The organism is Sphingomonas psychrolutea (genome assembly GCF_014636175.1).
Classification (GTDB): domain Bacteria; phylum Pseudomonadota; class Alphaproteobacteria; order Sphingomonadales; family Sphingomonadaceae; genus Sphingomonas; species Sphingomonas psychrolutea.
This window is the reverse complement of record NZ_BMDW01000026.1, coordinates 38,592-51,029: the sequence shown is the minus strand read 5'-3', so window position 1 is coordinate 51,029 and position 12,438 is coordinate 38,592. Positions and strand designations below refer to the sequence as shown.

15 protein-coding genes are annotated in these 12,438 nt (G+C 63.3%); 6 read left to right on the top strand and 9 right to left on the bottom strand.

What is annotated here, in order from left to right:
* Nucleotides 1-88: 88 nt before the first annotated feature.
* The gene (locus IEV62_RS16355) at nucleotides 89-703 is read right to left on the bottom strand and encodes a sulfatase-like hydrolase/transferase (RefSeq protein WP_229733291.1); all 615 of its coding nucleotides are present in this window, start codon (nucleotides 701-703) and stop codon (nucleotides 89-91) included.
* A 172-nt stretch (nucleotides 704-875) separates the two neighbouring features.
* Here IEV62_RS16355 and IEV62_RS16350 point away from each other — a divergent pair, with 172 nt between their 5' ends.
* A complete protein-coding gene (locus tag IEV62_RS16350; protein ID WP_188449384.1) occupies nucleotides 876-1,433 on the top strand; it encodes a CHAP domain-containing protein in 558 nt (185 codons plus the stop codon).
* A 111-nt stretch (nucleotides 1,434-1,544) separates the two neighbouring features.
* Nucleotides 1,545-2,723 (top strand): vWA domain-containing protein, encoded by a 1,179-nt coding sequence (locus tag IEV62_RS16345; protein WP_188449382.1) that lies wholly within the window; start codon nucleotides 1,545-1,547, stop codon nucleotides 2,721-2,723.
* Between the two features lie 3 nt (nucleotides 2,724-2,726).
* Here IEV62_RS16345 and IEV62_RS16340 read toward each other — a convergent pair whose 3' ends face one another.
* The 5 genes from IEV62_RS16340 to IEV62_RS16320 form a co-directional block, all read right to left on the bottom strand.
* Nucleotides 2,727-3,146 carry a nuclear transport factor 2 family protein gene (locus IEV62_RS16340; protein ID WP_188449380.1) on the bottom strand — a complete coding sequence of 140 codons (420 nt, stop codon included), beginning with the start codon at nucleotides 3,144-3,146 and terminating at the stop codon, nucleotides 2,727-2,729.
* A gap of 51 nt (nucleotides 3,147-3,197) precedes the next feature.
* Entirely contained in the window at nucleotides 3,198-3,362 is a 165-nt protein-coding gene (locus tag IEV62_RS16335) for a hypothetical protein (RefSeq protein WP_188449378.1), read from the bottom strand.
* A gap of 157 nt (nucleotides 3,363-3,519) precedes the next feature.
* Complete coding sequence (locus IEV62_RS16330; protein ID WP_188449376.1) at nucleotides 3,520-4,716, bottom strand: exo-beta-N-acetylmuramidase NamZ family protein; 1,197 nt, start codon at nucleotides 4,714-4,716, stop codon at nucleotides 3,520-3,522.
* Nucleotides 4,713-5,255, bottom strand: a complete 543-nt coding sequence (locus IEV62_RS16325; protein ID WP_188449374.1) for a DOMON-like domain-containing protein — start codon at nucleotides 5,253-5,255, stop codon at nucleotides 4,713-4,715. Before IEV62_RS16325 ends, IEV62_RS16330 begins: the two co-directional genes overlap by 4 nt.
* A 43-nt stretch (nucleotides 5,256-5,298) precedes the next feature.
* Complete coding sequence (locus IEV62_RS16320; protein ID WP_188449372.1) at nucleotides 5,299-5,595, bottom strand: GIY-YIG nuclease family protein; 297 nt, start codon at nucleotides 5,593-5,595, stop codon at nucleotides 5,299-5,301.
* A gap of 98 nt (nucleotides 5,596-5,693) precedes the next feature.
* On the opposite strand from IEV62_RS16320, the gene rimO reads away from it, so the two are divergent.
* Nucleotides 5,694-7,025 (top strand): 30S ribosomal protein S12 methylthiotransferase RimO, encoded by a 1,332-nt coding sequence (gene rimO, locus IEV62_RS16315; RefSeq protein ID WP_188449370.1) that lies wholly within the window; start codon nucleotides 5,694-5,696, stop codon nucleotides 7,023-7,025.
* A 108-nt stretch (nucleotides 7,026-7,133) separates the two neighbouring features.
* On the opposite strand, the gene IEV62_RS16310 is transcribed toward rimO, so the two are convergent.
* Together IEV62_RS16310 and IEV62_RS16305 are read right to left on the bottom strand one after the other, a co-directional pair.
* The gene (locus IEV62_RS16310) at nucleotides 7,134-7,727 is read right to left on the bottom strand and encodes a DUF8737 domain-containing protein (RefSeq protein WP_188449368.1); all 594 of its coding nucleotides are present in this window, start codon (nucleotides 7,725-7,727) and stop codon (nucleotides 7,134-7,136) included.
* 44 nt (nucleotides 7,728-7,771) lie between these two features.
* Nucleotides 7,772-8,134, bottom strand: coding sequence for a MarR family winged helix-turn-helix transcriptional regulator (locus IEV62_RS16305; protein ID WP_229733288.1), 363 nt, complete (start codon nucleotides 8,132-8,134; stop codon nucleotides 7,772-7,774).
* A gap of 194 nt (nucleotides 8,135-8,328) precedes the next feature.
* On the opposite strand from IEV62_RS16305, the gene IEV62_RS16300 reads away from it, so the two are divergent.
* Genes IEV62_RS16300 through IEV62_RS16290 form a run of 3 tightly spaced genes read left to right on the top strand, consistent with a single transcriptional unit; the run spans nucleotide 8,329 to nucleotide 11,509 of the window.
* Nucleotides 8,329-9,729, top strand: a complete 1,401-nt coding sequence (locus tag IEV62_RS16300) for a serine hydrolase domain-containing protein (RefSeq protein WP_229733286.1) — start codon at nucleotides 8,329-8,331, stop codon at nucleotides 9,727-9,729.
* On the top strand, nucleotides 9,726-11,114 hold the full coding sequence (locus tag IEV62_RS16295; RefSeq protein WP_188449364.1) for a leucyl aminopeptidase family protein: 1,389 nt from the start codon (nucleotides 9,726-9,728) through the stop codon (nucleotides 11,112-11,114). The genes IEV62_RS16300 and IEV62_RS16295 overlap by 4 nt, the downstream gene beginning before the upstream one ends.
* A complete protein-coding gene (locus IEV62_RS16290; protein WP_188449362.1) occupies nucleotides 11,111-11,509 on the top strand; it encodes a DUF1761 domain-containing protein in 399 nt (132 codons plus the stop codon). Before IEV62_RS16295 ends, IEV62_RS16290 begins: the two co-directional genes overlap by 4 nt.
* Nucleotides 11,510-11,588: 79 nt before the next feature.
* Here IEV62_RS16290 and tpiA read toward each other — a convergent pair whose 3' ends face one another.
* Nucleotides 11,589-12,347, bottom strand: a complete 759-nt coding sequence (tpiA, locus tag IEV62_RS16285) for a triose-phosphate isomerase (RefSeq protein WP_188449360.1) — start codon at nucleotides 12,345-12,347, stop codon at nucleotides 11,589-11,591.
* Between the last annotated feature and the right edge of the window lie 91 nt (nucleotides 12,348-12,438).

Sequence of the window (12,438 nt, the reverse complement as noted above, 5' to 3'; positions counted from 1 at the left end):
CTGAATCGCTTCTCCGAAATAGGAACACCGGTGACCGTCCGCCTCTCATAACATCTTCAAGTAAAAGCGCGGTTATGCTCTCGCGACGTTATGCAACAAAGCCGTTTGCTGCCAACCCTTTGCGGCGAATGAACGTACACGCGCTGTCGGTAAAGCCGACGTCGCGATACACGCCAAGGTTGTTCGGCTGTGCGCCGTGCGGTTCGGGATAGGATTCCTCCCAATCGTCGAAGCCATAGCGCTTCAGCGAATGTTCGGGCGGATTGGAGACGTGCCACTTGCCGAAATAATGCGTCGAATAGCCGGCCTCGCGCAGCCAGCTGCCAAGCGTCGGGATGCCGTCTGCCTCAAGCCACGGGAAGTTGGGCGAGTCGCCATTCTTGAACAGCCCATCGGTCTGCGTAACACCGGTCTTGGTGCCATATTGCCCGGTATAGATCACCGCGCGGCTTGGTGTGCAGGCACTCGCCGCGATGGTGTGGTTGCGCAGTACAACCGCATTCTGCCGCAGCCGTAAAAGGCCCGGGAAAAACTTGGCATAGGGGTTGCTCGCATCAACCGTCCCCTGAAAGCCGAGAATTTGCTTCAACGGTTCGACAAAGCCGCCGTCCGGGCCATAGCAGAATCGCGGGAAGCGATATTGGTCACAGGTAATCAACAAAATGTTGGGGCCGGTCGCGGCCATGACAGTGTTTCTTTCCACGACTTGCTCCTCGGCTACATCATCATCCCCAATGGGTAGTTTACAGGATCATTATGACATCTATGAGATACGTTACATGGACGTAACGTCCTTCGGAAGCATCTTTCTGGTAACCGGCGCTTAAACCATTTATCGCTACCAAAGCTTCGGGGGTGACTGTCAGGGTTGCCTAATGCGGCTTGGGATTATTTTTGCGAGTGCTTGTGCGATCGTCGCGCTGTCGGCACCGGCGCGTTCTGCCGCACTGCTTGATTATGTCGGGCAATGCGTCCCGTTCGCGCGTGCGGCATCCGGCATCCAGATTTTCGGTGATGCCTGGACTTGGTGGGATAAAGCCGATGGCCATTATCAGCGCGGCGAAACGCCGCGCGCCGGCGCGGTCATCGTGTTCGCGCGTACGGCGCGCCTGCCGCTCGGCCATGTCGCGGTCATCAGCCGCGTGGTCGATGCGCGTGTCGTGATGGTCACGCACGCCAATTGGTCGCGCCAGAATGGCGAGCGCGGCCATGCCGAGCAGGACGTGACGCTGACCGACGTATCGCCCGATAACGACTGGAGCACGGTCAAGGTCTGGTATCGCGACATGGAGGGCCTCGGCAGCACTGCCTATCCGACCTACGGCTTTATCTACGGCAAGGCGTTGGCCCACGGTGCCTCCGCCCGTCCTGCCCGCGAACTTACCAGCAGTGACCCTGATTATGTCGGTGCGCTGATCGACGCCTATCGCTAATTTCTTCCTCCCCGCTTGCCGGAGGGGCCGGGGGAGGGCATGTCTCAACGGGCCGGGCGAACAGCCCCTCCCCTAACCCCTCCCGCAAGCGGGAGGGGAATGAGATGTGCCATGTTCCTGAACTTCCTAGACGAGCTCCGCGCTGCCGGCATCCCCGCCAGCCTGAAAGAGCATTTGTTGCTCCTTGAGGCGCTCGATGCCGAGGTGATCGACCGCACGCCCGAGGATTTCTATTACCTCTCGCGCGCGGTGTACGTGAAGGACGAGGGCCTGCTCGACCGCTTCGACCAGGTCTTCGCCAAGGTGTTCAAGGGCATCGCCACCACGTTCGGCCAGAGCGCCGCCGACATTCCCGCTGACTGGTTGAAGGCCGTTGCGGAGAAGTATCTCACCCCCGAAGAGATGGAAGCGATCAAGTCGCTGGGATCATGGGACGAGATTATGGAGACGCTCAAAAAGCGGCTCGACGAGCAGGAAAAACGCCATCAGGGCGGCAGCAAATGGGTCGGCACCGGCGGCACGTCGCCCTACGGCAATAGCGGCTACAACCCCGAAGGCGTCCGCATCGGCGGCGAGAGCACGCACAAGCGCGCCCTGAAAGTGTGGGACCAGCGCGACTTCAAGAATCTCGACAACACGCGTGAATTGGGCACGCGCAACATCAAGATCGCGATGCGCCGCCTGCGCAAGTTCGCGCGCGACGGTGCCGCCGACGAACTCGATATCGACGCCACGATCAGCGGGACTGCGCGGCAGGGCTGGCTGGACGTCGTGATGCGCGCCGAACGCCGCAATGCGGTCAAGCTGCTGCTGTTCCTCGATGTTGGTGGATCGATGGACCCGTGGGTCAAGCTTTGTGAGGAGTTGTTCTCCGCCGCGACGACCGAATTCAAGAATCTCGAATTCTTCTACTTCCACAATTGCCCCTATGAAGGCGTGTGGAAGGACAATCGCCGCCGCTTTGCCGAGCGCACGCCGATGTGGGACGTGCTTCACAAATTCGGCCACGATTACAAAGTGGTGTTTGTCGGCGACGCGTCGATGAGCCCGTATGAAATCACCCATCCCGGCGGGTCGGTCGAGCATTTCAACGAGGAATCCGGCGCGATGTGGCTGCAACGGCTGACCAACACCTATCCCGCGGCGGTGTGGCTCAATCCGATCCCCAAGGAGCAATGGGGCTATTCGCAGAGCCTGCGTATCATCGCCGACCTGATGACCGACCGCATGTACCCACTCACGCTGGCGGGGCTCGATGAGGCGATGAGGGAATTGACGCGGAAGCGGTGAGGCTCAAGCCGCGAAAAATGCATCCACCGCGGCTTGATCGGCCTGGAACAGGTCGATCCGTGCCTTCTTGCCGTCGACGAATACAAATAGGATCGCTTCATCCCACGCAAGCGACGTGCCCGCGCGGGTGGCGCTATTTTTGGTTTCCAGCAGAACCTTGTCGCCGCAAACGAGCCACTGCATCGCGTCGATCGCATAACTTCCGCCGGTCTCGCCCATCAGCTTCCCGAAATAGCCCATCACGGCATCCGGACCGCGATACGTACCCGAGAAAAGGTTGGTGCCCGGTACGACATAGATGACATCGTCGCGAAAAACGCTGCGCCCGGCAACAAAGTCGCCGGTCGCCATCGCTTGCTGATAGGTGATGATCGCTTGGACGAGGGGGTGGGAGACCGCACCGGTCATGATAGGTTGGGCCATGGACGCGACTCCGTTGCTAACGGTGTCTTATTTACACAACACGCAAAATATCTACAAGATGTCGGGTTTGCTCAGGGCCGGGATCGCCTGCAGCTTCTGCATATACATCGCGACCAGCATCATCCGGCGCTCGCGTGCTTCCTCGGTGATGGCGCGCGCGGCGGCCTGACGTTCGGCGGTTACGCGCCGCATGTAGAATTGGCGGTCGGATTCCACGGCATCCCTCCGGTACGCAGAAACTGGCCCCCGCAGGCCATCGAGTCGGCAAAATCTTCATGGATTACTGCGCCCTGCGTGGCCATCATCAATTTGTGTGAGAGGCGTGACCCGGTGCTGCACCGCGGTGAAACGAACGCAAAGCGATTGAATGCACTCAGTAAAGCAGGAAGGGCCGCCGCACCTCCGTCCAATCTGCCTCATCGTGGAGCGTCATCGCGTCGAGATCGGCCGGAATCGCCGCCCGATCATCGACCCATTCGCGTAACGCCGGGCCACCGTTGATCACGTCGATCGCCAATTTCCCAAAGGCATATTCATACGGAAAATCGCGCCACAGATCGTACGCGGGATAGAGCGCCCGGATCGCCTTGAAACCAAGCGCCTGCACCCGCCACGGGCGGAACGCGGCGTGATCATAGGATGGCCCCTCGGCATGGATGTGGATGCCGCTGCACAGCGCGCCGACATGTTTGTGGAAGGTCGGCTCGAACCAGATCTCGCGCAGCGTACAGCCGTGGAGCCATTCGGGGGCTTGGGCGCGCATCTTAGCGATTACCGCCTTGGCGTCGATATCGGGCGCGCCGAACAGTTCGAGCGGGCGCGTCGTGCCGCGCCCTTCGGACAGTGTTGCACCCTCGGCCATCACCGTCCCCGGATAGGCGCGCGCCATGTTGACGTTGGGCGCGTTCGGGCTGGGGTTGATCCACACGCGATCGACCGGCCAGCCGTACCCCGGCGCAGCGTCGGGGTCCCAGCCCTCCATCGCGATCACGCGATAGTCGACATCGAGCTTCAGCGTCGCGATGAACCAAGCCCCCAACTCGCCCAGCGTCATCCCGTGCCGCATCGGCATCGCACCCGCGCCGACGAAACTTTCCCAGCCGGGGCGCAGGGTCAGGCCTTCAATCGGCCGTCCCACCGGATTGGGCCGGTCGAGCACCCACAGCGCCTTCTTATGCTCGGCGCACGCCTCAAGCATGTACCGTAGAGTGGTCACGAAGGTATAGATGCGCGTGCCGAGATCCTGCAGATCGACCAGCACGACGTCGAACGTCCCCATCGATTGCCCGGTCGGCCGACGCACCTCGCCATACAGGCTGAACACCGGGAAACCGAAGGTCGGATCGGTGAAATCGGGCGACTCCATCATATTGTCCTGCAGATCGCCGCGCATCCCGTGCTGCGGCCCGAACGCAGCGGTGATGTTGATGCCTGCCGCGACCAAAGCATCGATACTGTGCGTCAGGTCGGCCGTGACCGAGGCCGGATGCGCGAGGAGTGCGACGCGCTTCCCTTCCAGCGGCGCTCGGAGTGCGGGGTCGGCGAGGAGGCGATCGATACCGAAGTTCATGGGGCGTCAGGTGCCGGGAGGGTCGCGATAAAGCAATCCCGGTTGTGGAAATCCGGCGGCCCGGGCGCGTGCGCTAGTGCCCAATAGGATTTGGTGCCGTCGATTTCTTCGATGACGGCGGAGAGGCCGAGACGGCATTCGCACATTGCGGCAAGCACGGGCACCAGGAAGTTTGCGTTCGCCTTTCCGAGTCCAGGCTGTCCGGTCCCCCAAGTTTCAACATTCTCTAACTTGCGCATCCCGACGCGATAGCTGTCGAACTGATATACGGCCCATTGCAGGGACGTCGTAAAGTTGAACTCGAAATATCGCAGTTCATCGACCGAATGCACGAACGCTTCGAAGCAGGTGTGCTTCCACAAACCGTCGGTGTGCTCGACTGGGCCACCAATTTCGGGCCAGTTCACGCCGTCCAAATTTCCTTCAACGCGGAAACGAAGCGCCAGCGTCCCATCGACTCTTCTGCCGGCGTCAACGCTGACAGACGATACCGCAGCACTGGGGAAATCGGGATGCGGGACGAGGGAAAGACTTCCCATCAACGCCTCCCCGGCGAAGGCCGGGGCCCAGTTGCGGTGTCGGTCATGATTGCGCAATCCGGTCGTACAAATCCTCCCAATCGGGGTTCATGCCTTCAATCTCGCGCACTTTCCACGCTCGCTTCCATTCCTTCATCCGCCGCTCGCGCAGACGAGCAGATTCGAGTGTGGGATGTTGCTCGTACCAAACCAACAGCGTGCAGCCATATTTCTTCGTAAACCCTTCGATCGCGCCTTCGCGATGTTGCCATGCACGACGCGCGAGAGCGTCGGTGGACCCAAGATAGATCGTACCATTGCGGCGGTTGGCCATGATGTAAACATAGGAAGGTAGGTCCATCGCGAGCGTCCCGAAACTGGGCCCCGGCCTTCGCCGGGGAGACGTGATTTTCCGATGCTATGAAAATCCGCATACAATCGCTACATGCCGCCCCTCCCATGGCAACACTTCTCCCCACCCCGCCGAAAATCGGCATGGTTTCGCTCGGCTGTCCCAAGAACCTCGTGGACAGCGAGCGGATCCTGACCAAGCTGCGCAGCGACGGCTATCAGATGTCGCCCGATTATGCCGGGGCTGACGTCGTGCTCGTCAATACCTGCGGCTTTCTCGATTCGGCCAAGGAGGAGAGCCTCGAGGCGATCGGCGAAGCCATGGCCGAGAATGGCCGCGTCATCGTCACCGGCTGTATGGGCAAGGAAGCGGAGATGATCCGCGCGAAATTTCCGAACGTGCTCGCCGTCACCGGCGCGCATCAATATGAGGAAGTCGTCGGCGCGGTGCATGAAGCCGCCCCGATGCCGCCGAGCGCGTTCCTGAACCTCGTCCCCGACAGCGGCTTGAAACTCACCCCGCGCCATTACAGCTATCTGAAGATCAGCGAGGGCTGCAACCACCGCTGCAGCTTCTGCATCATCCCGAGCTTGCGCGGCGATCTCGTCAGCCGCCGCCCCGATGCGATCCTGCGCGAGGCCGAGAAGCTAATCGAGGCAGGCACCAAGGAATTGCTGGTGATCAGTCAGGACACCTCGGCCTACGGCGTCGACATCCGCCACCAACCGCGGATGTGGCATGGCGAAGAAGTCCGCGCGCACATGACCGACCTCTCGCGCGAACTGGGCAAACTCGGCGCGTGGGTCCGGCTGCACTATGTTTACCCCTACCCGCATGTCGACCACGTCATCCCGCTGATGGCCGAGGGGCTGGTGCTCCCCTATCTCGATATCCCGTTCCAGCATGCCAGCCGCAACGTGCTGAAACTAATGAAACGCCCGGCGAACGAAACCAAGGTGCTGGAGCGCATCAAGAATTGGCGCACGATCGCGCCCGACATCGCGATCCGCTCAACCTTCGTCGTCGGCTTCCCCGGCGAGACCGAGGATGATTTCGCCTATCTGATGGACTGGCTCGAGGAAGCACAGCTCGACCGCGTCGGTGCATTCCGCTTCGAGCCGGTCGAGGGCGCCGCCGCCAACGCCCTGCCCGACCATGTGCCCGAAGAAATTAAGGAAGAGCGCTACGCCCGCCTGATGGAACTGACCGCACGCATCTCGGCCGAGAAGCTCCAGGCCAAGATCGGCCGCAGCCTCGACGTGATCATCGACGCGGTGGATGAGGAGGGCGGCGCAACCGGCCGCTCCAAGGCCGACGCCCCCGAAATCGACGGCGAAGTTTTCCTGCGCGATGCCGGACATCTCAAGCTAGGCGACATTGTGCCCGTCACGATCGAGGATGCCGATGAGCACGATTTATACGGTGTCCCGCTTCGCTGACCGAAGCGCCGGGCAGCGCCAGGCGTCACTGGAATCGGATCGACCGACGTCGCCGCGGTTTCCCGGCGTAAGGCAAGCGCCCGAACCGCGCGGTCCGGGCGCTTGCGACTATGCGACTTTACCCCGGCGCAGCAAATCGAACGCGATCAAATGCGCGCTGAACGTCACCGCCACGCCAAACATCGGAATCAGCGCGAAGGGCAGCAGCCTGACATTGGCCATCGAAGCGGGATCGGCGAACGAGAAATAGATGCCTGTCGCCATCGCGACGATCAGGTCTGCCGCGCCGAACACATGCACCGCCCAATACCGCCACCGGACGAAGGGAAGCGCGACGGCGATCAGGGCAAGCACGCCGGCGACCAAATCGCCTGTCCCGGCATCGCGCACCAGTCGCGCGGGCAGCGCGCCGTCCGCACCATAAAAGAAGAACAGCGCCGCCGCCGCAATGCGCCAACTGTGGAACAGCGTCAGCCGCTTGAGTCCGACACGCTCGAACCAGGTCTTCAACGCCGGGATCGTCGCATATGCGAGCATCGGCATCGTGATCCCCGCTGTCGTGATCGCCGGTACGCCAAGATTGGGCATCGCTGCCAGCCAGCCCAACATGGCTGCGGTTGAAATCGCCGCTGCCCAGGCAAGCAACACGGCCAGCACGCCTTGTCCTACAACCGAACTTCTCTGTGTCGAAATCGTCGCCATATCAAGCCTCCTATGTAATTACACATATTACGCCAAAAAAAGGGTCAGTCGGGTTGCAGCCGATCGAGCACGCCGCGCAGCGACGCCCAATCTTGGCCATCGAGACGTCGGCGACTGTCGTCCTGCGCGGATTGCCACAGACTGACCGCTTGCCCGAGCGTGTCGCGGCCAGCATCCGACAGGACAAGGCGGCGAACGCGCTTGTCGTCATCGTCGATATCGGTGCGGATCAGCCCCGCCGCTTGCAGCGGTGCAAGGTTGCGCGTCAGCGTCGTGCGCTCGAGCCCAAGCGCATCGGCGAGCGCGCCGATACGCACGGGCTCGGGCTGATTGAGTCCGCCAAGGATCGCAAACTGGCCGGAGGTCAGGCCAATCGAGCGAAACGCCGCATCGTACCGCCGGGTCAACGCCCGCGAGACTCGCGCGAGGTTGAGGCACACGCATTCTGCGCGCAGCCGCTGGGGCGAAAGGGAGGAATCTCCGTCCATTTCTCGATTATAGGTGCATATACATGTTTCCGCAAGAGCCGATCGGCCCTTCCCTTTGGGGGCGGGACAATGACATGATCGACATCCCGCCTCGCCGAACAATGGATGTCCGCGTGATTCTCTTTCGCACCCTGTTTTCTGCTCTGCTGCTCACCCTCGCCTCGCCCGGCCTTGCGCAATCGCTCACCCCGTCCGAGACGCAGCGGGTCGATCGCACCGTCACCGCGACGCTCGCTAAATCGGGCGTGCCCTCGGCCTCGATCGCGATCGTGCGCGGCGGGCGGATCGTCTATGTCAAAGCCTATGGCAAGCAAGCCGAAACCGGCACGACGCGTGACGACGCGCCGTATCAGATCGCCTCGATCTCGAAGCAATTCACCGCCGCCGCGATCCTGCTGTTGCAGCGCGACGGCAAGCTCAGCCTTGACGACACCGTCGCGAAATACGTCCCCGGCATCAGCGGCGGCGAGACGATCACGATCCGCCAAGTGCTCAGCCACACCGCCGGGCTGGAGGATTATTGGCCGCAGGATTACAGCTTCAAGGCGATGGCGACCCCCGTCACCCCGCAGCAGATCGTCGATCGCTGGGCCAAGAAGCCGCTCGATTTCACGCCCGGCACGCAATGGCAATATTCCAATACCGGCTATGTCGTCGTGGGGATGATCGTCGAGAAAGTGTCGGGCCAGCCGCTGCTCGATTTCCTGCAAACGCGCGTCTTCAAGCCGCTCGGCATCACCGCTTACGATCAAGACCTCGCGATCGGGCCGGGCTTTCCGCAAGGCTATGGTCGCGCTGCGCTGGGGCCGGTGCGCCCGGTCACGCCCGCTGCGCATGGCTGGCTCTATGCCGCAGGCGAGCTCTCGATGAGCGCAAAATCGCTGGCGCTGTGGGATGTCGCGCGGCTCGATCGCGCGGTGCTGACCCCGGAGGATTGGGCAGCGCAGGAAACGCCGGTCAAACTGACCGATGGCACCACCAACGGCTATGGCCTCGGCGTGTTCACCGGGGCCGGCAATGGCCACCGCTTCATCGAACATAGTGGCGAGGCGGTTGGCTTCCTCTCCGAAAACATCGTCTATCCCGACGACAAGGCCGCGATCGTCGTGCTGACCAACAGCTGGTCGAACGAAGCGTTCAAGACGCTCGCGCAAAAGCTGTCGGGCATCGTGCTCAAGGCCCCTGCCCTCGATTCCGCCGACATCGCCGCCTTGGCGCAAGCGCGCAGCGTGTTCGACCAAATACGCAGCGGCACGCTCGACCGCAGCCGCCTGACCGAAAATGCGAACTTCTATTTCACCGCAACGACGCTGGGCGATTATCGCAACAGCCTCGCGCCGCTCGGCACGCCGCGCAGCTTCGCTCAGATGGGCACGGCGCGGTTGCGCGGCGGCTTCGTCAACCGGGTATACCGCGTCAGCTATCCCGGCATCACGCTCGCGCTCAGCACCTATGTTGAACCCGGCAGCAACGGAAAGATCGAACAATTCCTGATCGCCCCCACCCAGCAATGATCGATTTCGTACCCCTGCTGCAGCCCGATCGCGGCCAGCCCGCGCGCACCATCCACGTCGTCCATCCCGATGCCTGGGCGGCGTGGCTGAACGCACAACCGCCGCGCATCCGCACCACTGTCGCGGCGCATCGGCTGACGGGGAAGGCGGGCAACCGTGCGGTCTTGCCGGGCGATGGCCCCGATGATTGGGCGATGCTGCTGGTGTGCAACGAAGCCCTCGAGTCGCCGTGGCGGATCGCCTCGCTCGGCGAGCAATTGCCCGAGGGCATTTATCGTCTGGCCGAGGGCGAACCCGGCGCGGCGATGCTGGGGTGGTGCCTCGCGCAGCACAAATTCGATCGGTACAAGAGCGACGACGCCGCACAAGGCCCGCGCGTGCTGCTGACGGGCGAGCCCGCCAAAATTGACGAGACCGTCCGCCTCGCGACCGCCACCGCCAAAGTGCGCGATCTCGTCAACACCCCCGCCGCCGATCTCGGCCCCGCCGAACTGGAAGCGGAAGCAAAGACGCTGGCCGAGGCGCATTCGGCAACGCTCACGGTCACCAGGGGCGACGCGCTGGCCCAAGGCTATCCGATGATCCACACCGTCGGCCAAGCCGCCGCGAAAGGCCGCGAGCCGCGCTTGATCGAGCTCGAATGGGGCGACCCGAAGAACCCGCGCATCGCGATCGTCGGCAAGGGCGTGTGCTTCGATTCGGGCGGGCTCGACATCAAGACCGGCGGCAGCATGAAGCTGATGAAGAAGGACATGGGCGGTGCCGCGCACGCGCTCGCGCTCGCCGGGCTGGTGATGGGGCTGCGCTTGCCGGTGCGGCTGCATCTGCTGATCCCGGCGGTCGAGAACAGCATTGCGGGCAACGCCTTCCGCCCCGGCGACGTGCTGCGGACGCGCAAAGGGCTGACGGTCGAGAATACCAACACCGATGCCGAGGGTCGGCTGGTGCTCGGCGATGCGCTGACCAAGGCGGCGGAGGGCAACCCCGGCCTGATCCTCGATTTCGCGACGCTGACCGGCGCCGCGCGTGTGGCGCTCGGGCCTGATTTGCCCGCGACCTTCATCAATGACGATACGCTCGCCGATGCCTTACTCGCGGCAGGGAACGCGGTCGGCGATCCGCTGTGGCGGATGCCGCTGTGGAACGGCTATGATGAGATGCTGACGTCCGACATCGCCGATCTGGTCAATGCCCCCGATGGCGGTTTCGCCGGGTCGGTGACCGCCGCTTTGTTCCTGCGCCGCTTCGTCGATGCAGGCACGCCCTGGGCGCATTTCGATACCTTCGCATGGCGGCCAGCGTCCAAGCCGGGTAGACCAAATGGCGGCGACGCGCTCGGCTTGCGCGCGGCCTGGGCGGTGCTGAAGGGGCGCTATCCGGGATGATCTACATCTGGCTCAACCTGGTCCCGATCCTGATCGCGACCGCGCTCGGGCTGATGATCGGTGGGGCGTATCGCACGCTGTTCGGGCCGCACGCGCGCGTCTCGGGCAGCACACTCTTGGTCATCACGCTCGGCGAATTCTGGCTCGCCGCGATTCTCGCGGGCGCGCTGATCCTCGCCCCCGACAAAGCGAGCCCGTGGGTGATGGCGGTCGGCAGTGCAATCGTCATCTGGGCCGGATTCGTATTGCCGAGCATCCTCGTCACAGAGCGTCACCGCGCCCTGCCATGGTCGGCGGTGCTTGGCGATTGCGGCTATTGGCTGGTGACGATGGTCGTGCAGGCGGTGGCGATGAAGCTGATCGGGCTCGTCCCACCGCCAATTTCGGTCCCCTAAATCCGTTCGGGCTGAGCCTGTCGAAGCCCCGCTTGCCACAAACAGCGACGGACGTGTGGCACGCAGCCCTTCGACAAGCTTAGGGCGAACGGGAGAGGATGCGTTGCCCAGCCGCCGCCACAATCGGCACGAACTTCGCCGCCGTGAGGCTCGCGCCGCCGACCAGCGCGCCGTCGACATCGCCCGCGTGCAGCAAGGCCGCCGCATTCTCCGCCGTCACCGATCCGCCATACAGAATCCGCATCGCATCCGCCTCCGCGCCGATCAACGCGCGCAGCTTCGCCCGAATCGCACCGTGCATCGCCGCCACGTCCGCGACGGTCGGCGTGCGTCCCGTTCCGATCGCCCAGACCGGCTCATAAGCGATCGACAGCCAGTCCGCCGCCGCGCCCTCGGGCAGCGATGCGGCGATCTGCCCTGTCACCACCGCCTCGGCCTGCCCCGCATCGCGCTGGGCCAGCGTTTCGCCAACGCACAGGATTGCGCGCATGGCGTGGCGGTGCAGCGCTTCGGCCTTGGCCTTCACCTCGGCATCGGTTTCGTAGCAGTCGGCGCGACGCTCGCTATGTCCGACAATGCAAAAGCTGGCGCCGGCTTCCTTGAGTAGCGCGGCGGACAGACATCCGGTATGCGCGCCCGTCTCGGCAGGATGCACATCCTCCCCGCCGATCGCGAAACCCGGCACCAGCGCCACCGCCGGCGCAATCAGCGTCGCCGGCACCGCAATCGCTACATCAACCGCCCCCGCACCGGCCGCCGCAATCGCCACCAACTCAGCCAGCGCCGCGCGGTCGCCATTCATTTTCCAATTGCCCGCCACCAGCTTGCGTCGTGTCATGCGTCCCCCTCACGGTCCTGTTGCGGACGCGATAACGCGCTCTCCCGCGCACGCAAGCTTGATGCCGCCACGCCTCCCCCCTAAAGCGGCG